This is a genomic window from Novosphingobium sp. AAP1, assembly GCF_001295765.1.
Taxonomy (GTDB): domain Bacteria; phylum Pseudomonadota; class Alphaproteobacteria; order Sphingomonadales; family Sphingomonadaceae; genus Novosphingobium; species Novosphingobium capsulatum.
On the sequence record NZ_LJHO01000023.1, the window covers coordinates 1 to 23,578 of the forward strand.

Annotated in this window: 15 protein-coding genes and 7 pseudogenes; 7 read left to right on the forward strand and 15 right to left on the reverse strand. The window is 61.2% G+C overall.

Annotated elements, in window-relative coordinates; genetic code table 11:
• Positions 1–13: 13 nt before the first annotated feature.
• The gene (locus tag IP65_RS19715; protein WP_054132778.1) at positions 14–910 is read right to left on the reverse strand and encodes an ArdC family protein; all 897 of its coding nucleotides are present in this window, start codon (positions 908–910) and stop codon (positions 14–16) included.
• 1,089 nt (positions 911–1,999) lie between these two features.
• Here IP65_RS19715 and IP65_RS19720 point away from each other — a divergent pair.
• Positions 2,000–2,554 (forward strand): hypothetical protein, encoded by a 555-nt coding sequence (locus IP65_RS19720; RefSeq protein ID WP_156306769.1) that lies wholly within the window; start codon positions 2,000–2,002, stop codon positions 2,552–2,554.
• Between the two features lie 100 nt (positions 2,555–2,654).
• Here the strand turns inward: IP65_RS19720 and IP65_RS19725 are convergent.
• From IP65_RS19725 to IP65_RS19750, 8 genes and pseudogenes are all read right to left on the reverse strand, one after another.
• A pseudogene (locus IP65_RS19725) lies at positions 2,655–3,368 on the reverse strand (IS3 family transposase); the annotation flags it as partial.
• Between the two features lie 108 nt (positions 3,369–3,476).
• Positions 3,477–4,253 carry an IS21-like element helper ATPase IstB gene (istB, locus tag IP65_RS19730; RefSeq protein WP_054132779.1) on the reverse strand — a complete coding sequence of 259 codons (777 nt, stop codon included), beginning with the start codon at positions 4,251–4,253 and terminating at the stop codon, positions 3,477–3,479.
• Positions 4,254–4,267: 14 nt separating this feature from the next.
• Positions 4,268–5,821: an IS21 family transposase gene (gene istA / locus IP65_RS19735; protein ID WP_054132763.1), complete on the reverse strand. Its 1,554-nt coding sequence runs from the start codon at positions 5,819–5,821 to the stop codon at positions 4,268–4,270.
• A gap of 165 nt (positions 5,822–5,986) precedes the next feature.
• A pseudogene (locus tag IP65_RS21540) lies at positions 5,987–6,187 on the reverse strand (IS3 family transposase); the annotation flags it as partial.
• Positions 6,188–7,393: an IS110 family transposase gene (locus tag IP65_RS19740; protein ID WP_231627822.1), complete on the reverse strand. Its 1,206-nt coding sequence runs from the start codon at positions 7,391–7,393 to the stop codon at positions 6,188–6,190. It lies immediately after the preceding pseudogene.
• A gap of 109 nt (positions 7,394–7,502) precedes the next feature.
• Entirely contained in the window at positions 7,503–9,149 is a 1,647-nt protein-coding gene (locus tag IP65_RS19745) for an IS1634 family transposase (protein WP_054132764.1), read from the reverse strand.
• A gap of 107 nt (positions 9,150–9,256) precedes the next feature.
• Positions 9,257–9,478 (reverse strand): hypothetical protein, encoded by a 222-nt coding sequence (locus tag IP65_RS21795; protein ID WP_197279298.1) that lies wholly within the window; start codon positions 9,476–9,478, stop codon positions 9,257–9,259.
• Positions 9,479–9,694: 216 nt separating this feature from the next.
• Positions 9,695–9,910, reverse strand: a pseudogene (locus IP65_RS19750) (transposase); the annotation flags it as partial.
• Here IP65_RS19750 and IP65_RS21065 point away from each other — a divergent pair.
• A pseudogene (locus IP65_RS21065) lies at positions 9,890–10,273 on the forward strand (transposase); the annotation flags it as partial. The pseudogenes IP65_RS19750 and IP65_RS21065 overlap by 21 nt on opposite strands.
• Positions 10,274–10,279: 6 nt before the next feature.
• Here the strand turns inward: IP65_RS21065 and IP65_RS19755 are convergent.
• Positions 10,280–11,356, reverse strand: a complete 1,077-nt coding sequence (locus IP65_RS19755; protein ID WP_054132765.1) for an acyltransferase — start codon at positions 11,354–11,356, stop codon at positions 10,280–10,282.
• A gap of 177 nt (positions 11,357–11,533) precedes the next feature.
• Between IP65_RS19755 and IP65_RS21070 the strand changes: the two are divergent.
• A pseudogene (locus IP65_RS21070) lies at positions 11,534–11,791 on the forward strand (transposase); the annotation flags it as partial.
• Between the two features lie 15 nt (positions 11,792–11,806).
• On the opposite strand, the pseudogene IP65_RS21075 reads toward IP65_RS21070, so the two are convergent.
• Together IP65_RS21075 and IP65_RS22260 are read right to left on the reverse strand one after the other, a co-directional pair.
• Positions 11,807–12,567: pseudogene (locus IP65_RS21075) on the reverse strand (IS5 family transposase).
• Between the two features lie 122 nt (positions 12,568–12,689).
• Positions 12,690–12,926: pseudogene (locus tag IP65_RS22260) on the reverse strand (transposase); the annotation flags it as partial.
• Positions 12,927–13,669: 743 nt separating this feature from the next.
• On the opposite strand from IP65_RS22260, the gene IP65_RS19775 reads away from it, so the two are divergent.
• Genes IP65_RS19775 through IP65_RS19785 form a run of 3 tightly spaced genes read left to right on the forward strand, consistent with a single transcriptional unit; the run spans position 13,670 to position 17,817 of the window.
• Positions 13,670–14,368: a polysaccharide biosynthesis/export family protein gene (locus IP65_RS19775; RefSeq protein WP_054132780.1), complete on the forward strand. Its 699-nt coding sequence runs from the start codon at positions 13,670–13,672 to the stop codon at positions 14,366–14,368.
• Positions 14,369–14,393: 25 nt separating this feature from the next.
• Positions 14,394–16,610, forward strand: coding sequence for a polysaccharide biosynthesis tyrosine autokinase (locus IP65_RS19780; protein ID WP_082350274.1), 2,217 nt, complete (start codon positions 14,394–14,396; stop codon positions 16,608–16,610).
• Positions 16,603–17,817: a hypothetical protein gene (locus tag IP65_RS19785; RefSeq protein ID WP_197279300.1), complete on the forward strand. Its 1,215-nt coding sequence runs from the start codon at positions 16,603–16,605 to the stop codon at positions 17,815–17,817. Before IP65_RS19780 ends, IP65_RS19785 begins: the two co-directional genes overlap by 8 nt.
• Before the next feature lie 534 nt (positions 17,818–18,351).
• Here the strand turns inward: IP65_RS19785 and IP65_RS19790 are convergent.
• Positions 18,352–19,293: a glycosyltransferase family 2 protein gene (locus tag IP65_RS19790; RefSeq protein WP_054132769.1), complete on the reverse strand. Its 942-nt coding sequence runs from the start codon at positions 19,291–19,293 to the stop codon at positions 18,352–18,354.
• Between the two features lie 558 nt (positions 19,294–19,851).
• On the opposite strand from IP65_RS19790, the gene IP65_RS19795 reads away from it, so the two are divergent.
• A complete protein-coding gene (locus tag IP65_RS19795; protein WP_082350275.1) occupies positions 19,852–21,306 on the forward strand; it encodes an oligosaccharide flippase family protein in 1,455 nt (484 codons plus the stop codon).
• Between the two features lie 43 nt (positions 21,307–21,349).
• On the opposite strand, the gene IP65_RS19800 is transcribed toward IP65_RS19795, so the two are convergent.
• On the reverse strand, positions 21,350–22,390 hold the full coding sequence (locus IP65_RS19800) for a nitroreductase family protein (protein WP_054132771.1): 1,041 nt from the start codon (positions 22,388–22,390) through the stop codon (positions 21,350–21,352).
• Positions 22,391–22,434: 44 nt separating this feature from the next.
• On the reverse strand, positions 22,435–23,526 hold the full coding sequence (locus tag IP65_RS19805; protein WP_197279301.1) for a polysaccharide pyruvyl transferase family protein: 1,092 nt from the start codon (positions 23,524–23,526) through the stop codon (positions 22,435–22,437).
• Between the last annotated feature and the right edge of the window lie 52 nt (positions 23,527–23,578).

A 23,578-nucleotide genomic window follows, 5' to 3' on the forward strand; every position in this document is an offset into this window, starting at 1 on the left:
GGGAGAGGCCGGCTCATGGCCGGTCCTCCCCACAGGCCAGCAGGAAGTCGGCCGCCTTGCTGGCCGCACTGGCGGCGCGGAAGATCGCCTTCTCGTCGGCGCACAGCACTTCGAGCCATGCGCCGATGTAGTCGGAATGCCGCACCGTCGGGACAATGCCCAGCGCGGCGCAGGCAAAGGCACTGGCCATTTCCGCAATAAGTTCCTCCTTTGCGTAGGACGCGGAGCCGAATTCGCCGGTCTGATCCCGGTCCAGCCGGCTCGGGTGGCCTGTGGCATGACCGAGTTCATGCAATGCCGTGCGGAACCAGTTGATGGGCTCGAGGAAGGCAGCCTGGGGCGGCACCTGCACCACATCATGGGTGGGCGAATAGAACGCTTCCCCGCCACCAATGCGGAAGGTTACCCCGCTGTTCTGGATCACGCGATCGGCACCGGCAATCGCCAGTTCTGGCGCAATCGGCATCACCGGGGCAATCATGTCCTCGGGCAGGTCTTCGCACTGGTCGAGGTTGAACACGGTAAAGCGCTTGAGAAAGGCCACGGTGCGCGCTTCGCGGTCTTCGTCCCTGGCCTTGGCAGCTTCCTCGCGCGGGGTGAAGCGATCGGCATAGCAGACCACCGTACCCTTCTCGCCGCGCCGGACATGGCCCCCGGCTGCTTCGGCTTGGCGATAGGTCAGCCAGCGCTGCGAGGAAAAGCCCTGCTCGATGGCCGAGGTCCAGAGAATGAGAATATTAATCCCGGAATAAGTCCTACCCGAACCGGCATTGTGGGGCAGCGTGCAGGGACAACGGCTGGCGTCCCAGGGCTGCACCCAGGGCAGGCGCCCGGCTTCGAGTTCGGCAATGATGCGATACGTGACCTCGACATAGAGGGACTGGCGTTCGCTCGTGTTCACGGTGCTCATGATCTTCAAGCTCCTTAAACCGCCATGGCCCGGCGCCGGAGTGGCGGGGGGCGGCAGGAGCGGACCAAGAGCCCCGCATCAGGCGGCGGGGTGCATCCGAAGGAGCGCAACAGCGTGGAGCACCCGGAGCCGCGCAGCGGGCCGGGTTGCACTCCGTCGCGGCGGGGCTACAGGGCCGTGACGCCCCCCGTCACCTCGGAGCCGAGGCAGACGCCGCCGCGCACCCAAAGCGCGGCGACAACCGGAGGGTAGCCACAAGCTGACCGACAGGGCCGGCCAGCAGGGCCGGGCCAAGTGTCAGCGATCGTACCGGCCATGCCGACGAGACGGCAGAGCCGGCTCGGCTGGAGCGCAGCGGAAGGAGAGCGCGGTCAGGCCGAGACGGCCTGAGACGCCGGAACACGCAACGACAAAAGCCTCAGCCCACGGAGATTTCAATAGCCAGCCCCCTGGGCTGCACGTTTCAGAAGCCCTGGACGCCCGTTTCATAAATTTGCGGACAAGCGGTTCGCTAAGTCGAGGACAATTGGCGAGAATCGCCCATGGGTGCCCAGCTGCTATGCACGCGACGATGAATTCGGCATTGTCGGTTCAGCCAAGACAGAATGCGTAAGGGTTTAACGAATGCTGCCGCCCTCCAGCGTGATCCCGTGGGCATTGTGGACGAGCCGATCGAGGATGGCGCCGCGATAGTCGGCTGTCGAACGATCCTTCATAGGAGGCCACCCACTTTCGCAGGCCTGTCACGGATTGTGAGGACGATGCGGGGAAACTGGCGAGACCCTATCTTGTCGCATTCGCCGCAATCATGAGGTGGCAGGCCATCTCTTTGATGACAGGGCATAACAGCTTCTTGAGCGTGAAAAAAATCATTGAGCGGGAGCCACGTGTCTCGGCGCATCGCTACAGCGGATCATTGTCACCCCTGAGCATCAACTCTGGTAGGCATTTCCTGTCGCGCTGCGGCGCAATATGCGCTATCGCTCGCTGCTGGGGACTAGAACTTCCGTCGCGTAATGCGATGGGCAGGTAAGAACCGGCATGACAATTGTACGAAAGATGCATGTAGCAACGGCTTTGTTGCTTATAATGATCAACACCGCCTGCGACCCTGTCACGCCTGTCCCAACGGGTACGCCTGATGCCGATCCGGGGCCGCCGGTGGCTAACCCGTTTGCTGAATCGTCTGCGAGAGCGGGCTCTTTCGACGACGATACGCCCAGTGATCCTGTGAACTTCATCAAAGCGATGTACGCTGACAATGGGCTCAATGCGGCGGTTTCCTCTGTGGGCGACTTGCGAAATCGCTATTTTACTGACGAACTCGCTGGGCTGCTGGCCGATACGACCAAGGGCGATGGAGTTACGCTGACCGCCGACCCCTTATGCCTGTGCAGCAATCCACGCGACTTAGAGCCGGCGGTCACGCTCCGTCATGCCGACGCAGATCAAGCCACTGCTTCTGTATCCGTCGCACGCCGCGATGCTGACGGCGCTGGCATTGCGCACCTAGTGGTTATTCTGAAGCGAAACCTAGAGGGTTGGAGAGTGGCAGAGATTCACTATCCCGACGAGAAGCTTTCCTTGCGTCAAATGCTGGCAAAAGCCAACGCTGACAGCCTCGACGATCGCGCGCCGATTTAACCGTCTCCAGAAACAGGCCCGTTCTAAGCGTGGTGGCGCGGCAAGCTCACCGCTGTCTCGGTGCTAGCAGTCATGGGATGGTTGAGTAGCCCCTAGTTTTCTAGACGCCTTCCGCTTTCAAAATCTGCTGTCGTTCGAACTCGACGGGGGACAGCATTCCATTCCTGACCTGCTTGCGCACCGGGTTGTAGAACATTTCAAGGTAATCGAACACGTCCTGCCGGGCTTCTTCGCGGGTTTTGTAGGTCCGGCGCCGGATGCGCTCGCGCTTGAGCGAGGAGAAGAAGCTCTCGGCAACAGCGTTGTCATGGCAATTGCCACGTCGGCTCATCGAGTGCTCAAGATTGTGAGCGCGGATGAAGGCAGCCCAGTCCATGCTGGTGAACTGCGAGCCCTGGTCCGAGTGGATCAGCACCCGGTGCTTCGGCTTACGCCGCCACACCGCCATGTGCAGCGCCTGCAGCACGACATCGGTGGTCTGTCGGCTCTGCATCGACCAGCCCACCACGCGGCGGGAATAGAGGTCGATCACGACAGCCAGATAGGCGAAGCCTTCCAGGGTGCGGATATAAGTGATGTCTGTCACCCAGGCCCGGTCTGGCGCAGCCACGTCGAACTGGCGATCCAGCGTGTTGTCGACCGCCAGGGACGGCTTGCCACCATAGCTGCCGGGTCTACGCTTGTAGCCGATCTGTGCCTTGATGCCCGCCAGTCTGGTCAACCGGGCAACGCGGTTCGGGCAGCAGGTCTCGCCATGATCCAGCAGGTCATCGTGCAGCTTGCGATAGCCATAGACCTTGCCGCTGTCGTTCCAGGTGCGCATTTCAGAAGTTCTGGACAGGCGTTTCGCAAAATCGCGGACGAGCGTTTCGCTAAGTCCCGGACAGTCGGTGTGGTTCGCTCATGGGTGCCTTGTTGATTTTCACGCTGCGATGATTTCGGCTTTGTCCGGTTCGGTCAAGAGGGACGGCGTGCGGGTTTTGCGCATGCTGTCGCCGTCGAGTGTGATCCTGTGGGCATTGTGGACGAGGCGATCGAGGATGGCGTCGGCGATGGTCGGCTGACCGATCATTTCGTGCCACTGCGCGACCGGCAGCTGCGCGGTGATCAGCGTCGATTTCCGCTTGTAGCGCTCTTCGAAGATTTCCAGCAGGTCGCCGCGCTGTTGTTCCGTCAGGCCATGGCTGCCCCAGTCGTCGAGTATCAGGAGCTGGACCCGTGTCAGCTTGTCGATCAGTCGAGGGAAGCGGCCGTCGAGCCGCGCCATGCCGAGGTCTTCGAACATGCGCGGCATACGAACGTAAAGAACCGAGTAGTCGAGCCGGGCGGCCTGGCGACCGAACGCACACCCCAACCAGGTTTTGCCCGTGCCGGTCGGCCCGGTGATGATGAGGTGCTCGTGCGCCTTGAGCCAGTCGCCCTGCGCTAGCGCGAGAACGCTGCGGCGGTCGAGCTTGCGATGTGCAGCAAAGTCGATGTTCTCGATGCACGCGTCGCTGAACCGAAGCCGCGCGGCGGCAAGCCGGTTAGCAAGCCGCTTGTCGCTACGCGTGGCCACTTCGCGATCGAGCATCAGCCCCAGCCATTCGTCGCGGCTCAGCCCATCGCTACCGGCCTGTTCGGCAAGATCGCGATAGGCACCCGCCATTCCGGCGAGCCCCAGCGACTGCATCTGGTCCACCATGGGATGTGTCAGCATGATCGTCATTCCTTTCATTGATAGTAGACCGCACCGCGGATGTTGCCGTGCGGCGGCGTTGAGCTGACTGGCTCACTGACCGGAATGGCCTGGTCCAACCCGGATTTGAGGATGGAGAGAACCGAGGCGTAAGTGGTGGCCTCGATCGACAGCGCGCGGTCACAGGCCGCATCGAGACGAGCATGACCGTATCCGCGTCCAAGCGAGAGGATGCCCATCGCCGAGCGATAGCCCTGCTCGGGATGGCGTCGATCGGTCATCATCCGCTCGACCATGATGGTCACATTGACGCCCATCCTGGCCGCGCGTTCGATCAGCGAGGCCGGCGTCTGGTCGGCGTAACGCTGGTGCGCCTTGGGCATGTGGGCGTTGACGGTGATGTGGAACCCGCGCTGCGAGTTGCGCACATGGCTGGCGATCCGCTTGTGATTGTGGAAGATCTCGACCACCCGCTGGGTCAACCGCACGTCGACCTTGCGACCGATCAGGCCATGCGGAACCGAGTAGAAGTTGCGGTCGACCGCGACGTGGTAATCGGGGTGGACCTTGGCGGTCTTCCATTCCGCGTACTCGAACCGTCCGACCGGGAGCGGCTTAAGCGCCACGCGCTCGATCTGCTCGAACATCTCGCGGCGCGAGCGTCCAACATGCCGCATCGTCTTGGTGTTTATCAGTTCGAGCAGCCCGGCTATCTCGGCATTGAGGACGGCCAGGTCGAAGAACTGCCGATTGCGCAGCCGGGCGACGATCCACCTTTCCGCGATCAGGACCGCCCCCTCGACCTTGCCCTTGTCGCGCGGTTTATACGGTCGTGTCGGCAGGATTGTGGTGTCGTAATGCTCTGCCATCGCGGCGAAGGTCGCGGTCAGGGTGGGCTCGAACCACAGTGCCTTGGCGACCCCCGCCTTCAGATTGTCGCAGACGATCGAAGCAGGAACGCCGCCAAAATACTCCAGCGCACGAACTTGACCCTCGATCCAGTCCGGCAACCGCTGGTACAAGCTTGCCGTCGCGAAGGTATAACTCGACGCTCCGAGCACGGCGACGAACAGCTGGGCCTCGTGGACCTCTCCGGTGGCAGGATCGATGAGCGGGATGGTCTGGCCTGCGTAATCGGTCTGCATCACCGCGCCGGCGGCATGGCGGTGCCGGTAGGTCGGGTTGGCGCGCTTCGCGTGCTGGCCGAACTTGTCGCAAAACCAAGTGTAACCGAACCCGTCGGGGTGGGCCTCGCGATATTCCTGCCACAGCAGCAAAAGCGTCACGCCCTTGCGCTTCATCTCACGTGAGACCAGCTGCCAGTCCGGCTCGGTCATGTCGCGCGGCGGACGTCCCATCTGCCGGAACAGTCTGCGCTCGAGCGTGGCATCATCTTCGTGCCCGGCAGGCATCGGCCAGGCAGTCAGTCCGGCCTCGCGCGCCCGCAGCAAATAGGTCGAAACGGTCGACTTGCTCAGCCCAAGCCGCTCCGACACCTCACGCACCGATAACCTACTCTCGTAGGTCAGGCGCAATATCGATCTGATATCTTTCACGTCCGTTCGTCTCGGCTGCTTCCCCCTCGGCATGTCCGTCTCCCAGCTCCTCCGCTGGGACGATCATGCCAAACCGGCGCACCCACTGAACAACCACGCCAAACTGTCCGGGACTTACCGAAATGATTGTCCGAGACTTTGTGAAATCACTGTCCGCGACTTACTGAAACCGGTGTCCGAGACTTCCCGAAACACGCAGTTCCAGGCTCGCCGGATCAGCTCCGTCTGCCGGGCATCTTCCCGAGCCCGCTGGCTCAGCGGGCTCTTCTGCCAGGCATAGAAGCCGCTGGGCTGCACAGCGTGGCACCGGCACATTGCCCGCACACAGAAACGATCGCGATGCTCGGCAATGAAGGCGTATCTCACTTTGCATCTCGAGCGAAATACGCGGTGGCTTTCCTAAGAAACAGCCATCTCGGGCTCTTCGGGTAATTCCTGCAGCACGAAGCCGAATGCCTTGGCGCGCCGTTGCAAATTGCCGATCACGCGGCTGCGATAGCGCTCTTCGTATTGTGTCGCACCGGGGTCATGGTACGCCATGCCGTGTCGCACCGCGTTGTAAAACAATACGGCGAGTTTGCGTGCAGTGGCGGTTACGGCCTTAGCTTTTCCTGCCCTTGCAGACAGCCGACGGTAAAATGCGCCCAGCGCCGTATCGGTCCGGCCAATCGTGGTTGCGGCAAGGCGCAGAAGCGCAGCAGCGCGGCTCGATGATCGACGCGTCTTCGATGACAGCAGCTTGCCGCCCGATATCTTATTACCCGGTGCCAGGCACAGCCATGATGTGAAGTGCTTCGAGCTTGGCCATGCCGAAAGGTCGGTGCCGCATTCCCCAACCAGCTTGAGGGCCAACGATGGGCCGATGCCGTGGATCTGGGTCAGGTCCACACCCAGCACACGATAGAGCGCCGAGCGAACTTCAAAGTCCGGCGCATTCACTTGTCTGGTCTTGGTCCGAGCCTTGCGAAGGCGCGCTGTGTCGTGTCCATTGCCGTCTTCGAGATCTCGGAGCGCGATCTCCAGCTTGCGGTCACATTCCACGATCTTGCTCTGGTAAAAGTCAAACAGCGCAAGCGATTGGCATAGCGCGAAGATATGCTCTTCACGCCAGTTCCCGGTCAATGCGGAGCAGATTGTCTCTACGGTCGCATGGCAACGAACGTCCCGCATCTCGGCAAGCGTGACGGGGTTCCGCTCGCCGTCCGCGATGGCTCTGATGATCCGCATACCGGTGGCACCGGTGATGTCGGAGACAACGTGGTGCAATTGCACGTTCATCTCCATCAGGGCCTTTTGCATATGCTGGATATGCGAGGCCGAATATTCGATCAGTCGCTCGCGCTGCCGCATATAGGCGCGCAAGGTGGCGACCTCGGCCTTCGGACGGAAACTGCCGCGCAACAGGCCATAGCTGTGCAGGCGCTGAAGCCAGGCCGCATCATTCACATCGGTTTTGCGACCCGGGACATTCTTGGCGTATCGCGCATTGACGAGGATGACCTGGAAGCCGTGCTCGTCAAGCACCTCGAAAGCCGGGATCCAATAGACGCCGGTCGATTCCATCGCCACGCTGGTCACGCCACATGTTTTGAACCAACGAGCCATAACCCAAGTTGAACAGTGCGTGTTGAAAAGGCATTTTCGTTCAATGGCATGCGCGCGCAGCCGGGAGTGTCACCACTACACTTTTGGGTTCTGTTGAGCGTACAGAGGCTCAGGTTTGCGGTGGCAGCTCGCTGATGTTGACGGGCAGCGCAATACCGGTGGCCTTGAAGACATTGCCGACCTGGCCCGAGACGTGGGTGCGGGTGGTAATGACCTTGCCATCCTTTTCGATGGTGGCCTCCTGCAGGCGATCGAGATCGTTGAGGAGCGGTTGCCATTCGGGCTGGAACCCTTTGTCCTGGCACAGGCGGGTGAGTTCCTTGGCCAGCGTCAGAGCCAAGAACGAGACAAAGACATGGCCGCGGATTGCGGCATCGGACTGATGGAAAATGGGGCGGGTGTCGAAGCTGGCCTTGGCGACCCGGAACAAGGCCTCGACCTGAAGCAGGTCGCGGTAGCGGATGACAGCTTGCAGAGGGGTGATCCGGGCATTGGTGCGCAGCACGCTGATGCCGTCGAAGCGGGCCTCGTCGGCAAGCTTGCCCAGATCGATTTCGAAGGTCTTGCCGCTGGCCTTGAGATAGCGGCGATAAGCCGAGTTGCCGACCAGGGCCTTGTCGCCCTTCTTCAGCTGGGCCTGAAGGCCATCGATAATCGCTTGCCGATCGGCCTTGTCCTTCTTTGCCTCAGCTTCATTGAGCGTGACGACGTAGCGCTGGGCATCTGCGCCTTTACCAACGCGCATTTCCTTGACCCATAGCTGGGTGTCTCCTGCCTGCCGTTCGAGGACCAACGGCACCATCGGGGCTGTGTCGTTAAGCACGACATCGCGAATGACGCTGCTGGTGCGCTCGCGCGCACCCAGGATGTATTCCATGCCCAGTTCCTCGAGGGCAGCGATGGTATCGGCGCTGATCATGCCGCGGTCGGCTACAACGCACGAGCGGGTGATGCCAAAGCGGGTACGCAGGCGCGTGACGATGGGCATCAACACTTTCACGTCAGCCGTGTTGCCCGGAACCATCTCGGTGCAGATCGGGCGCCCCTGAGCGTCGATCACCACGGCCAGGATCATCTGGGCAAGCTCGGGCCGGTGGTCCTTGGAATGACCCCGCCGTCCCAGCGTATCGCCGCCTGCGCCGTAGAACGAGAGCGACGTCGTATCCATGAACACCAGGCTGAGGTCGGTGAACAGGTCCCGGCGGCGATCGAACAGCTTCTCCTCGATCACGTCCTTCACGCAGCGGGGCACCAATGCGCCTTCGGCTGTTTCCTCGATCTCCTCGCCCAGCCAGGCCATGGCGCGATAGAAATGATGGAGGGCAAGATCTTTGATCCCCTCGATGGCGTAGCTTTCCATCCAGTCCAGGCAGGCGCGGTCCGAGCCTGAGACGAACAGCCGGTGCAGTGTGGCCACAAACACAGCGCGCTCCACGGCAAAGCCGAACTGGCGGCCTTCCAGGGCTTCTTCCAACACGGCATCGATGCCAAGCCGCTGCCACAGCCGCCCGAACAGCAGCGGGCCGCCAATGCGGCGGGCATGGACCCGGCCTGCATCGATATCGGACAGAATGACGCTGCGTTCTGCGTGACGTGCAATCGAGGCCGCCAGCCTGTCGAGTTCGCCACTGGCGGCCAGCATATCCTTGCGGCCCAGAGCCTTGATCGTACGCTGGCGGACAGTTTTGCCCTCGCGCACGCTCTCGACGAGATAAAGGTAGCGGTGCCCGCGCGCGACTCGTTCGACGACGTACATGGCGATGTTGTTACTGCTTGCGGATAAAAAGATAAACCAAACCGCCCATCACAGCCAAAATGTTGTTAGCACATCTGATTTTACCGGCACATCCGCATCGCGCAAAATCAAAGACTTACAGCATCATGTTCCCTGCGCGTTCCGTCACCACTGTCCAACTTGGGCATAACGTGCAGATCGCCGGTGAATGTGCCGAATGCGCGCACAGGCCGATCGTCAGCATCGGGATTGACCGCTGCCATGTGCATAGTCGAGCCGATATCGATGGCCGCCGCACCGGGCACAACCATCGGCAGATCACCGGCCTTCGCGGATTTTGATCTACTCATTCCACAGCTCCTCCAAAATGGGAGGGTATGGGCGATGCAAACCGTCATTTTCCTAACCGGGGTCGCCGGAATCCGGCGCCACCACTCTCAAGTGCGCAACTGCCCACGGGCCACGTTTTTTAACGGGGTATCATGCCACCAATAAGCGATCGGCCGCGACCCTCCGTCCGCCAAATACCACAACCCGTTTCTATCGCGCACAGGCGGGCCAAACCCGCGACCGTTTTTTAGTATGTCGCGCTCCTCGGTCACCCGGGCCAGCTCGCGCTTCAACTGGCGGATCTCGGCATCCTTGCTGGCGTCGCCCGACACTTGCCGGCCCAGCTGTCGCTTCCACGCATACAACGAGTGCTGACTGACACCGAGCCGCTGCGAGACTTCGGCTACCGGATATCCGCGCTCGGTGATCTGGGCAACCTGCTGGCCTTGCATGTCACATCTGCCAGTGCTCAGGATCGCGGTGAGGTCGAAACCATGGCCAGAACTATTCAGGCCGTCACCGGCGACAGCGTGGAAATAGCCTGGGTCGATCAGGGCTACACCGGTCAATCCACCGCCCAGGCGGCGGCCCAGCACGGCATCGATCTCAAGGTCGTCAAACTGCCCGAAGCCAAACGTGGTTTCGTTCTGCTGCCGCGCCGATGGGTTGTCGAGCGATCCTTCGCATGGGCCACGCGCTTCCGCAGGCTCGTCAAGGATTACGAGCGCTATGCCCAGACACTGGCGGGCCTCCATCTTGTCGCCTTCGCAACAATCATGAGCAAACAGGCCATCTCTTTGATGACAGGTTCATAACAGTCTCTAGCCCAAGATATAAGGCTGCAATCTATCGGGCAGCCATCTCCGGCCCACTGCTGCCATCACGAGGCAGACCACAAATGTTCCGCTTGCCACGATAGCAACCTGCTGAATTGTTCCGGTAGCCAACCCAACCCAAGACGCTAGCTTGGTGATAAGCTTGAGTGGGATGATATGCGCCAAATAGATAATGTATGAATTTCGTCCGGCAAACACCAGAAATTGCGGAACACGGCGGCTTAATATTGGTGAGAGAAGAAATGCTACAAAAAATAAGGCAATAGAATATGCTGATGAACTAGCCTTAAACTGGGCAGCAGCCAGTTGAGGGTTTATACGGAGCCAGGCCGTGCATTCAGCTATGCTTATCAATAGAAAAACGATCATTGCGAATAGGGCAATGGCTAGTGCCCCATATCTAGGGCGGGAGATATCGATCCGGTTAGCGATCATGTATCCCAAATGATAGAAGGGATACCACACAATGAACGGCAATACTGAATAAGGAAAATTACTCAATTTAGGAAACGAGCCCAGAGACATAAATCCTAGGGTCGTACCGTAAGTATATATTTTTCCAGCAAGTGTAAGTCCGACTATAATCCCTAAGTGGCCCGCCACTGATCTTATCCGGGCTAGCAACGGTGTGAGGATGATCATCTGGCTAAGGACTATCACGAAATAGCCAATTCCTATGCCCTGACCTGCCAAGATATCCACTGCCATGGCACCCGGATTTCGCAAATCTGGCCGGTGAAACAGGACGATAAAGACAACGGACCAAAACAGGTAGGCAGGCCAGAGCTTGGCAAGTCTGAGCCGAACGTATTTTGCATCCTTGGGGCGGGATGTCATCGCAGCCATCATGCCGGACAAAGCCAAAAAGGTGGGAACAGCAAAGTTCACGAATTGGCGGGTCAGTATCATCATCCACTGGTCTACCTGAGCTAGCGTCAGGACTTCCCGCGAGGGTACTACGTGGATGACGATCACCGCAAAGATGGCGATGCCTTTCACCCCATCCCAATATGCCTGCCTTGATCCTGCGGAAGCGTCCGCGCTCTGGGTTCGAATCTGCATGCCCCACCAAAAGATAATTTATAACAAATTTTTAGAAAAATTTCGGTGAATTCGCAAATGCAATATTCTGCTCCCAAACCTTATATATGGTCTTGCACACAGGATTACAGGGGGCATCGGCGCATGAACCGCCCCGGCATTCCCGGAGGCTCCTATTTGTGAGAAGGAGCTTTCGTGATGAGCAAGACCCGGAAAAAGTTTTCACCTGAGGTCCGCGAACGCGCGGTACGCATGGTTGGCGATCACCGTGCTGATTACGGCTCGGAGTGGGAGGCGATGACGTCGATCGCCAGCAAGATTGGCTGCACGGCCAAGACGCTGCGCCGCTGGTGCCGTGAGGAGGCGAGCCGACGAACGGCACCAGCAGCGCAGGCTGCCGATGGCAAGGCCCGGCTCAAACTGTTGGAGCGCGAGGTGAAGGAACTGCGGCGCGCTAGGGCCCAGACTCGTTCAGAGCCAGAACGCTACGGCGGCAGCGAGGCATACGGCTGAGAGGAAGTTCCTGGCGAGCTTGTCGTAGCGAGTGGCGATGCGGCGGAAGTCCTTCAGGCGGCAGAACATGGCCTCGACCCGCCAGCGATCCTTGTATTGGCGCTCGTCATACTGGATCGGGCGTTTGCGGTTGCGCCGTCCGGGGATCACCGGGATCGTGCCTTGCTCGCGCAAGGTGGCCCTGATGCGGTTCGCGTCGTAGCCACGGTTGGCAATCACGCGCTTCATGCCGATAGTTTCGCCGATCAGCAGGTCTGCGCCCTGCACGTCAGATGTATTGCCGGGCGTCAGGACAAGGCGGAGTGGTCGTCCGAGGACATCGACAAGGGCGTGGTTCTTTGTTGTCCGGCCGCCACGCGAGATCCCAATGGCATTGGCTCGCGCCCCCCCCCTTTTGCCCCACCGGCGCTGCGGTGGGCCTAGATGTAGCTACTGTCGATCTGGCCGGTTTCGGCAATCCAGCCTTCCTCTGTCAGCGCCGCCAGGATGCGCATCCAGATGCCCCGACGGCTCCACCTGTTCCAGCGATTGTAGACGGTCGTCGATGGCCCATATTCGGCAGGGCAATCCGCCCATCGGCCGCCGCATTTGAGCATGTGAATGATGCCGGAAATCACCCTGCGATCATCGACACGTCGCGCTCCGGGCTGGTTCTTCGGCAAGTGCGGCTCGATGGCACCCCAAGCTTCATCCGACAGCCAGAACAACGAACGCGACATTCTCAAAGCCTCCTGCCTCTGCGGAGACTCCCTGAATCAGGCCAAACGCCAATTTTCAAGAGGCTGATTGGGTTTGGACCCTAATCAAGCGTGGAGGAAAATCAGGGGGCCACGTCAACAAGCTTGCGCAACTTGGGGATGCGCAGTTCGACCGTCCAGCGCGGGTCTGCCAGTCGCGTTCGCGGTGGCCGTTGCGCTGGACAAGCCGGTCCGCGGACTTCTCGCCATGGCAGGCACCGGTCAGGCCGCCAACATCCATCTCGTTCAGCCGCTCGGCGGCATACGAGATCATGTCGCGCAAAATATCCGCGCCGGGGGCCTTCTCGACTAGCGCGCAAGTGCATCATGGAATCGGTCATCGTGGTTCTCCAGGTTGGAGTGTCACAACCTAAACCTATCCGAAAACCGCGATGACCACCCCCGCCGCTGGCTGGCTGCTACAGCGCTATATCGAAAGCGCGCAGCCAGCCAGCAACGCTACCGTCAGAACCTACACCACGTCCGGGGACGCTATCCTCAGCGGGCGAAAGGAGGGGCTCGGTGCCGCACAGCATAATGTTGACAGGGCATCACTCCCCTACGCTGGGCCCGTTTTCAGCAGCCTTCTGCAACGTGATATGGGGTAAAAGCCGGCGACAATCGCGCGGGATGGTGCGTCCCGCTTCGTCGCATGGTTTCGCGGGCATTACGCTGTCTAACCGCGTGACGCCGATTATCCATCAACCAGCAGCGTCAGGACGATGCAACGTTTGTTTGCACTGCAACGCCGAGCGTGCTGCACCAAAAAATCTGTGCTTAGCGCGTCAAACGTTGCGACGAAACGTCCGCTTATAGCGACGAAGCGGTCTGATTCTTTTGGTAGGCGTCATATTGCGTTGGACATTGACCGCGACGTGCTAGGAGATACTAGAGCCAGGGCATATGCCGGAGAGAGGATGCGGGCTGCCGCAAGCGAAGCAGATTACTATTGTGCAAAGCAGCATTTGCTGGCATCGAAATTCTAGGGAATTGAGGACGGAGTAGCGCGAGATTCCTCGCGTGCTGCGGACCGGCCAAGTTCGGAAATGGCGAGCGCCAGATTTTTGCAGGAGCTGTGGAACTCGTGAAGTTTCCTACCATCATTGCGGCCATGTTTGCGTCTGCCGCCCTGTCCGCCTGCGCGACCACGCCGGTCGGTCCCGAGGTTGCGACCGGTGTCGATGCCTACAAGGTGGCACCGTCCATTTCCGATGCGAAGACGCCCGATAGTGCGCCAATCGGAGTTGGTGACGAGCTTTCGCTTTCGGTGCTGGGCGAACCCGACCTGAGCTTTGTGAAGCTGGTGGTCGACGATGCCGGCCGCATCCAGATGCCTTTGGCAGGATCGGTTAAGGTGAGTGGCCTTTCCCCGGCCGATGCGTCGCACTTGATCGAGACAAAGCTCGGCGAGCGTTATCTGAAGTATCCGCAGGTAACGATAAATGTGAACACAGCGGCTGAAAAGTTTGTTTCGGTTGAAGGCCAAGTCAACCATGCCGGTGCCTATCCGGTGAATGCAAGCACCACACTGCTGGGCGCGGTATCGATGGCCCAAAGCCCCACGCGTATCGCCAAGCTGAGCGAGACCATGGTATTCCGCACGGTCAACGGCAAGCGCATGGTCGCCCGGTTTGATCTCAACCGCATCCGCAAAGGTGTCGATCCTGATCCGCAAATCCTGGGAGGCGACGTGGTCGTGGTCGGTTTCTCCCAGTTGAAGTCCGGTTATCGGGACGTGCTCCAGATGGCGCCGATCTTCAACATCTTCCTTTTGCGCTTCTAAGATCGGCGGTATCGTGACCACAGCTATGAACAGTGCTTCGGCAGATCACTACGCGCCGCGCTCCAAGTTGGACGTCGACGGCGATCATGAGGATATCTACGAGGACGCACCTTCGTTCGATTTGCGCAAGCTGCTGATGATCGTGAGAGCCAACTTGCTGATCATTGGCCTGATCGTGGCAATTTCGGTGGCTTTAGCCTTCGTCACGACTCTGTTGATGACGCCACGCTACACCGCGCAAGCGACGGTCCAGATCAACAATCAATCTGCCCAAGTGTTGAATGACCAGCAGGATCCTTCGCAGTCTGAGGCTGCTTCACCGCAGGATACCGATCGCTTTCTCAAGACGCAGGTCGCGATTCTCAATAGCCGCGCGATTGCAGAACGTGTAGCACAGCGGCTCCGCCTGATCGGCAATCCCAGTTTCTATAATGCGATGGGCGCGCCGGCGCCCAAGCCCGGCGCTTCGAACGAGGCGATACGCGAATATACCCTTTCGCTCCTGGTCAAAGCCGAACTGGCGGATATGGTGCCGGCCTCACGACTGGCGACAATTAGCTTTACCAGCACCGATCCACAGCTTTCGGCCAAAATCGCCAATGCCTGGGCCAACGAATTCATCCAAGCCAACCTGCAACGTCGCTATGACAGTTCGGCCTACGCTCGCGAATTCATTTCCGGGCAACTTGCTGAAGCCAAGGCCAAGCTGGAACAGTCCGAGCGAGATCTCAATGCCTATGCGCGCGAAGCCGGGCTGATCCATCTGCGCGATGCCAATGCGCCGACCACGCCGGATGGCGGTGGCGATGCTTCGGGCGGCAGTTCGGTCACGATGTCGAGCCTGCTCCAGATAAACACCGCGCTCAACCAAGCTCAAGTCAACCGCATGGCGGCCGAGCAGCGCTGGAAGGCGATTTCCGGCCCGAACCTGATGTCGGCGCCCGAAGTCCTCGCCAATCCCTCTATCGCCAGCCTGTTGACCAACCGCGCCACGGCCCAGGCCGAACTGGAACGCGAACGCGCCCGCCATCTGGAGGACTATCCGTCGGTACAGCAGGCGAGAGCGCAGGTTGCTGCGATCAGCCAGCAGCTCAATGCCGTGGCGCTGACCATCCGCGCCTCGGTGAAGCAGCAATACGATGCTGCAGTGAACGCAGAGCAGAAGTTGCAAGCCGATCTGGCCACGCTCAAGGGTTCAACCTTGGCCGAACAGGATTTGTCGGTGCGCTACAACCTGCTGGCGCGCGAAGCCGATACCAACCGATCACTTTATGATGGCCTGCTGCAACGCTTCAAGGAACTGAACGCCGCTGCCGGCATCAGTGCCAGCAACATCGCCATCATCGATGCCGCCGAAGTGCCGAACATTCCCAGCTCGCCGGTTCTGATCAACAACCTGTTGATCGCGCTGTTGGCCGGCCTGGTGCTATCGGGCCTGATCGTTCTTATCCGCTACCAGCTCGACGATGCGGTGCGGGTGCCAGAAGACGTCGAGGACAAGCTGGGCCTATCTTTGCTAGGCGTCATCCCCACAGCAGAGGATACCACGCCCAGCGCGGCTCTCGCCGATCCCAAGTCGGCGATCAGCGAAAGCTACAACTCGCTACGCGGCGCCCTGCTCTATTCGACACCCAACGGCCTGCCACGCACCATCCTGGTCACCAGCTCGCAGCCGTCGGAAGGCAAGTCCACCACCAGCCTGGCCATGGCAGAAGGTCTCGCGCGGCTGGGCCACCGCGTGGCTTTGCTCGATGTCGATATGCGCCGCCCGGCGCTGCACGCGGTGATCGGCATCGCCAACGATGCGGGCATGTCCAGCCTGCTGACCGCGCAGCACAGCATCGATGATGTACTGCGTCCGACAGCGCACGAAAACCTTTCGGTCATCACCTCAGGGCCGATTCCGCCCAGCCCTACCGAACTAATCAGCTCGGGCCGCCTCAACGCCGTGCTGCAGGAACTGAGCGCACGGTTCGACGTGGTCATTCTCGACAGTCCGCCGGTTCTAGGCCTGGCTGATGCACCCCTGATGTCGGCAATTGTCGAAGGCGTGGTACTGGTCGTCCAGTCGAACCGCAGCCGCCGCGGCTCGCTCAAGGCTTCGTTGCGCCGCCTGCGCTCGATGCATCCCAACGTGCTCGGCGCTGTGCTGACCATGTTCGACGCGTCGAAGATGGGCAATCGCTACTCCGAATATTACGGCTATAGCTATTACCGCTACTCGCCGGAAACCAATGGCTGACCCTGCCATGGCGCAACCGCGTATGCCCGGGTTGCTATCCATCGCAGGCGCGCTCGCTTTGGCATGCTATGGCACCGTGGCCGCGATCAGCGGCGCCGACCGGCTTTCCACCACGCCCGACAGCACCACGCGCGGGCTGGTGGGATGGCCATATGATACGATGTCGGCGCGCATGCGGGCGATGGACGCGCTGGACATGAACCGGCCCGCCGAGGCGGAGCGTCTCGCGCGCCGGGCGGTGGCGTCCGATCCGATGGACCCCTTGGCGATCGGCGTTCTTGGCCGGGCGCGGCAGGCGCTGGGACAGCACGACGCCGCCGACGCCGCGTTCCGCGTGTCCGGCAACATGGGCTGGCGCGATGTCGCCACGCAACTCTACTGGATCGATCGCGGGCTGGATCTGGGCGACGCCAAAGTGGCGGCAGAACGGCTTGATGCCATCATGCGGCAATTTCCCGACAACACCAGCCGCGATGCCCTGATCAACGATGTCACCGCGAGCGTCGAAGGCCGCACTGCGCTGGCGGAACGGTTTGCGCAAGGCGCGCCGTGGCAGGCCGCGTTCCTCCTGACGCCCGATGAGACGCCGCCAGACGTGCTGTTGAAGCGGGTCGATGTCATTCGCCGCGCGCCGCGGCAAACCTTCGCCTGCGACCGCATGGCCTGGCTGACGTCGGCCTTGGCCAAGGCCAATCTGATGGACGCGGCGCAAGAAGTCTGGTTGCGTTCCTGCGACGCCGGCACCTCGCTCGTGCACGATGGCAATTTCGCCAATCTCAATCTGGACAACCAGTCGCGCGCGTCTCTGTTCGATTGGCGTGTGCCCGCCGTGGGCGACATCGAGATGCTCGTCAACGAGCCGACGCCGGCGACCGGTGGGCTGCGCCAGGTCGATGTGCGCGTCAACGGCGCTTCCACCCAGCCGGTGCTGCAGCAGATGCTCGTGCTGCCGGCGGGGCGCTATCGCCTCTCGTGGACCATGCCGGAGGCTGGCGATCTTGCGCTGCGCTCGCTGCGGGTCAGCCTGGGCTGCACATTCGACCAGGGCATGGCGCAGTTGCCGACGCGCCAGCCGGGCGACAGGGATCGGGTCGGGACGGAAATCCTGCTGGATTCAACCTGCCGCCTGCGTCCCCTGGCGTTCTGGCTCGCCCCGAGCGTGGACGTGCATATTGCCGACGTAAAGTTGGAGCGGGTGGGCAACTGACACCAGGCCGTGAACGCATACGATGTGCTGGTCTGCCTGCCGTGTGCCCAACCTGTTTGGGATGAAGAAGACCAGATGACAGAAGCGCATTCGTGGAACGCCGGCATGAGTGTGATGGCGATGCGTTGGTCGTCGGCTTTTTCATGCCGTCAAAGACGCCTGGCGGCGAGTCCAATGCTCGTTTGTGATAGGGTGGCCGGAGGGAGAGGTGCGCCGCTATGCGTGCGGTCTCGATGGGCTCCAAGCCCCGATGCTCGCCATGCGCATCGTCCATACCAAACTTACCGGGAGCGATGAGTACAAAAGGGGACGCCTTACCTGGTGTGCCCAGGCCGATCTCGACCTTCCGACCGATTGGGGCGAGGGATCGCTGTAGAATTCGCGCCGTCACCCCAAGCCGTTCTCTCCTGGCGATTAATTCAGGCTCGGCATGAGCCGATCTGACCTGATCGACTTGGTTCGTCAACGACGGCACGCAAAAAGGGCCGGCACCGTGGTGGGTGCCGGCCCATTCGTTTAGCCCTGGGGAGTGGTTCAGGCTTGCTCTGCCACCGGCGGCAAGACGTAAGCCGGTGCCTTGATATGGTTGCGCGGCAGGAGGCGGGCATTGCGGCGCGGCAGGAAGGGGCCAGCCATCAGGCACAGCACGCGCACGAACGCCGCCTTGGCGCGCGGCGTATTGCCGGTGAGCAGCGATACCACGACGCGCGCCGATGCCCGGAAGATCGCGCGCGCATAGACATAGCGATAGCCATGCTGGAGCAGGGCCGAGCCATTGCCGAGAGAGTAGAAGAAATAGCGCTCGATATTCACGTCGACATTGCTGTCGAGCGGCGGATGATCGATGAACAGCATGGCTACGCGCTGCCCCTTGTAACCCGCCTTGAGCAGGCGGTAGCCAAAGTCCATGCCTTCGCTCGATCCATGGATGCAACCGATACCGAGCGTGGAATCAAAGCGCGTGGCGGCAAAGGCCTCGCGCTTCACCATCAGGCCCGGTTCCCACAGGTTGTTGAGCATGTTGTTGAAATCATAGATCACGTCTTGCGTGATCGGGGCGGCCGACTGCACATCGCCCTCGGAGCGGATGTTGCTGGCGATGAAATCGAGCCCGCGTTCATGCATTATCTTGGCAGTGCGCCAGAGTTGGTCGGGCTCGATCGGATAGACATCGTCGTCATAGAACGCGATCAGGCCATGGCGGGTGTGATCGGCGCCGATGTTGCGGGATTCGGCCGAGCTGCACAGATCGGTGATCACCGTGGTCACGCCGTCATAGCGCGGGAACAGCGCCGGATCGAAGCCCTGCCAGACCAGCACGACTTCGAGATCGACATTGGTCTGCGCCTGCAGCTTGTGGATGACTTCGGCAAGGCGCTCCTCGCGGCCGGAGCGTTCGATGGTGCAGATCACGATCGAGATCGCGACCCTGTCGCCGGTCGTTGCCTGCGCAGGCGCAAGAATTTCAGTGGTCATGCCAATCCCCGTCTGACAGAATCAATCTCTATTCGCGATGTCCGATCAAGCGGCTCGCGGCAATAGCCATCCAACACTTTCCAGCCTCTCCCGACAAGAATTTTGCTGCATTAGCGAAATAAGAGCCTCGGAGGCGGCCCCGCACGACGGCCGACCCCTCTCTGCATCGCGTTTGGGATGGCTGGGGAATACGAATGCGCCACGGCTTTGGCGAATGCTGCATTTATCATGTTGCGCTGTGTGGCATGCGGCATGGCGCAGCACGAGCCGCGACATCCGGCTGGCAATGTCCTGGACCGCGCCCGATTTTCGGTTTGATCCGGGAGGAATCGGCGCAATCCATGCCCTTTGCGGCGGCGCTTCGAGACTGCCAGGCAGCCTGCCAACGCCCCGCCGTGTTAAACACACGCAGCGCGGCCGCCGCCTTGCCAATGGAGGCACACTCTTGCTGCATCGCAAAATAGGCTGTAACCCGATGCAGGATCACGTTCGCGCAGGGGCAGTAACGATGCAGTGCGATTACGGTCCGGCAAGGCTTTGGACGGTTCTGATCACGCTATGAGTTATTCGAAACTTGCCATGAAGGGCGCGGCCTGGTCGTTGCTCCAGGTCTTGGCCGAGCGGTTCACGCAGACGGTCGTGATGCTGACGGCGGCGCTGTTCCTTGGCCCGCACGAATTCGGCGTGGCGGCGATGGCCACTGCGCCGGCGATCGTCACGGCCGCGACGCTGCAATCGGGCAACCAACTGGTGATCCAGCGCGAAGAGGCCACGCCGGCCTTTCTCGATACGGCGTTCAGCCTGTTCCTGTGGCTGGGCGTGCTGGCAGCTGCGGCGATCGCCGCGCTGGCCTTCGTCTTCCGCATGATGCCCGGCTATGACGCGGTATATCTGATGATCCTGCCCACGGCGCTGGCGCCGCTGGCGGCCGGGGTGGGCGTGGTGGCCGAGGGGTTGCTGGAACGCTCGTTTAACTATCGCGTGCTCGCCGTGCGCAAGACGGTCGGCCAGGCGATTGCCGGCGTGGCCTGCTGCACCCTGGCGGTGCTCGGCTTTGGCGCCTGGAGCATCGTGGTGCAGGTGACCGTGGCGCCGGTGATTTCTACCGCGATCAGCATTGCCGCCTCGGGCTGGCGGGCACAGCGCCTGGCCGGCTTCGGCGCGATGAAAGAGCTGATCCGCTTTTCCGGCGCGCTGCTCGGCTTTTCGGCGATGAACCAGATCAACATCCGCTCGGTGGACGTGATCGTCGGCTTCATTGCCGGCCCTACGGCGACCGGCGTGTTCCGCCTGGCGCGCACCGTGCTGGATCTTGCGGTGAGCCTGTTCCTCAACCCGATCAACAACACGCTGCTGCCGATCTTCTCGCGCATGGTGGGGGACCGCCAGCGCACGATGGAGGCGATGTGGCGCGCCTGTGGCATCACAAGCCTGGTTGCCTCGTTGCCGTTCGTGGCTTCCGCCTTTGCCGGGCCCTATCTGGTCGACCTGGTGTTCAAGGACAAGTGGCCCCACCTGGCCCTGCTGGTCACCATTCTGCTATCGTCGCTGCCGCTGATTGCGGTGGTCGTGCCGATGCAGACCTTCTTGGTCGCGATCGGGCGGCCCAAGTTGGCGCTCATCAACAACGTGATCCAGACCACGATGAACGTTGCCTTCATCTGGGTGGGGGCCAATTTCGGCGTGATTGCGGCAGGCGTGGCCTTTGCCATCCGCTGCTACCTGAGCGGCGGCATCCTGATTTTCGTGGTCGCGCGCCTGACGCCGGAAATTCGCGTGGCGCGGGATGTGGTCACCAATGGTCCGGCGATGGTCGGCCTGGGGATCGTCGCAGTGGGCGAGGCCGTGCTGTGGTTGTGCAATCTGAACACGGCCCGTCTCGAGATCGCGGCGATTTCGACGTGCCTGGCGCTGGCCAGCTATGGCCTGCTGCTCAACCTGGTGTTCCCCACGCGCATCGGCCAACTGCTGTCTTCGGCAGGCCTGCGCCGGAAGCTTGGTCCGGTCGACTGACAAGCGGGGGCGCGCCGCAAGGCGTGACCGCCCCCCACCAGCTTCAGTGGACGCGGATGACGTCGGAGATCGGCCGCCGCGGCGAGAGCGGGGTGATCGCACCATCGCGCCGGTGGCCGATGGCCAGGAACGTGAGAATCTTTTCCTGTTCCGGGATATTGCCGATGCGGTGCGCCATCTTGTCTGTCTTAGGCCCGACGCAGAAATTCAAGCAGCAACTGGCCAGGCCTTGCGCTTCCAGGGCCAGCAGGAACGACATGAGGAATAAGCCGCCATCGAGTGCCGGCTCGATCCGTTCGCTGGAATCGAAGAAGGCGCCCAGATCCGCCGTCACGAGTGCCAGCAGCGGGATGGTCTGCCCGAAACCGGTGTTCCCGTTTTGCAGCTTGAGCATCCTGGCGATGTCGTCGGGCTTGTCGTAGAAATGCAGGTGCCAGGGCTGGCGGTTGCAGGCGCTCGGGGCGAGCTGGGCGATTTCCACGGCCTGTTCGACGATCTTGAAATCGACCGGGGTAATATCGAAATCGCGTGTGCTGCGCCGGCTCTGCGCCAGTCCCTTGAGCGAGGCAAAGGCGCTGTCCGGAATGGCGGGCGGCCGGATGGGCGTGACGTATTCCTCGCCCGCACCGTCCATGATCAGGGGATCGATCTTCGCGACCAGGCGGTCATGCACGGCGGGCTGGCTGGCCAGCGGCACGGCGTTGTGGCGATAGGCACGCAAGACGCTCTGGGTTGCGCGATAGACCGGAAGATTGGTGTCGAGCCCTATGGCCTGCCATTCGTGCATCAAGGCAATGGTCTGGTCGAGCGCGGCCTCGCCGAAAAAGCGGCGCGTGGTGGGCGGCAGGCACATGCCCTTTTCCAGCTTGTGGTAGAAAAAGATCAGTTCCGAACTCAGGCGCCAGTAATCGGAGCCCGAACGCTTCCAGTTCATGTGATGGCGGTCGATCCGGAAGTCATAGGCGTAGCATTGCAGCCTGAAAACGGGCGCGTAGAAAATCTTCTTGGCAACGTCCCTAGCGTGCTTGACCTTTTCAAAGGCGGGGGAACCTGGGTTGAGCAGGCTCTTCACAATCTTCTTCATCGCAGTCTCCAGAGCGTCGCGTACGACGAAAAGTTGGTTACGGCCTAGCGCAGAGCCTGTTGCAGGAACTGCCGTGAGATCTCGCGCCAGCGATCGATCCGGTCATGCACGGCATCGAAATCGATCGGATTGGCGACAAGGGTGGCGGCGCGGTCCTGCTCGGCGGTGGACAGGATGCGGTCGGCCAGGCCCAGTTCGGTCATCAGGGAATAGAACCGCCCGGCGCCCCGGTTGTTGTTGACCAGGGTGACGAAGTTCTTGCGGAAGATGATCGCGAACACTGTGCCGTGGAACGAATCGGTGATCACGAAATCGGCCGAGCGCAGATTGGCGATCCACCGTTCGATCGTGGGTTTTTCAGAAGAATCGGTCAGGATCGTCGATCGCGCCTGTGTCTGCGCGGGCAACGCGGCCTTGATCAGCTTGGTGATCGCGCTGATCTCTGCCGTATCGTCGAGGATGTAGCGGTAGAGGTAGGGCGCCTGATCACCGGGCGCGGGCGGAGACATGCGCTCATAGATCGCCGGATCGACCAGCATGGTCGGGTCCAGAACGTGGACAGCCGAATCGCGGCCGAAAACATCGCGGCAGATCGTCGCGCCGGATTTCTCGCGCACCGCCACGTGGTCGAACTTCTGCAATAGGGCAGAGGCCTGCGCGGTCAATTCGGGGTAATTCCAGGTGTCGTGCCCGAACGAGGCGGCATAGGCCACGCGCTTCATCGAAGCGTCGGCAAAGGCCAGGAAATAGTCACCCTCGCCACCCTTGGGCACATATTGCATGCGCCACACCTGGTCGCTGCCGACAACCACGCCGGCGATCTGCGCCTTGCGGGCATAGCGCGCCATGTCGTCGGAGGAATAGAGCAGCGGGGACGCCGGGCCGACGAAGGCGTCGATGAAGGCCTGGTTCTGGGCCAGTTCGCGGGCGCGCTGGCGAAAGCCGCGAATGTTCTGGCCGGGCAGCTTTTCCAGCATCTGCACCGCCAGGCGCATCGGCAGGCTCCTGTCGGGCGCGCGCCGCAGCAGCACCACCTCGTGGCCCTGTTCGCGCAGGAAGCTGGCCAGGCAGGCGCACTGGATGATGCCGCCGTAATTTTCCACGAGGGGCAGCGTCAGGAGTCCAAGTTTCGACAATGTCCGGTCCTCTGAAATTACACTCTTTCCAGGTTTCTGGAAAATCTTCTGG

Coding starts and splice junctions, on each gene's coding strand:
- IP65_RS19715 (WP_054132778.1), bottom strand. CDS start 910: ATGAGCACCGTGAACACGAGCGAACGCCAGTCCCTCTATGTCGAGGTC.
- IP65_RS19720 (WP_156306769.1), top strand. CDS start 2,000: ATGATCAACACCGCCTGCGACCCTGTCACGCCTGTCCCAACGGGTACG.
- istB (WP_054132779.1), bottom strand. CDS start 4,253: ATGCTGACACATCCCATGGTGGACCAGATGCAGTCGCTGGGGCTCGCC.
- istA (WP_054132763.1), bottom strand. CDS start 5,821: ATGCCGAGGGGGAAGCAGCCGAGACGAACGGACGTGAAAGATATCAGA.
- IP65_RS19740 (WP_231627822.1), bottom strand. CDS start 7,393: ATGGCTCGTTGGTTCAAAACATGTGGCGTGACCAGCGTGGCGATGGAA.
- IP65_RS19745 (WP_054132764.1), bottom strand. CDS start 9,149: ATGTACGTCGTCGAACGAGTCGCGCGCGGGCACCGCTACCTTTATCTC.
- IP65_RS21795 (WP_197279298.1), bottom strand. CDS start 9,478: ATGAGTAGATCAAAATCCGCGAAGGCCGGTGATCTGCCGATGGTTGTG.
- IP65_RS19755 (WP_054132765.1), bottom strand. CDS start 11,356: ATGCAGATTCGAACCCAGAGCGCGGACGCTTCCGCAGGATCAAGGCAG.
- IP65_RS19780 (WP_082350274.1), top strand. CDS start 14,394: ATGAACAGTGCTTCGGCAGATCACTACGCGCCGCGCTCCAAGTTGGAC.
- IP65_RS19785 (WP_197279300.1), top strand. CDS start 16,603: ATGGCTGACCCTGCCATGGCGCAACCGCGTATGCCCGGGTTGCTATCC.
- IP65_RS19790 (WP_054132769.1), bottom strand. CDS start 19,293: ATGACCACTGAAATTCTTGCGCCTGCGCAGGCAACGACCGGCGACAGG.
- IP65_RS19795 (WP_082350275.1), top strand. CDS start 19,852: ATGAGTTATTCGAAACTTGCCATGAAGGGCGCGGCCTGGTCGTTGCTC.
- IP65_RS19800 (WP_054132771.1), bottom strand. CDS start 22,390: ATGAAGAAGATTGTGAAGAGCCTGCTCAACCCAGGTTCCCCCGCCTTT.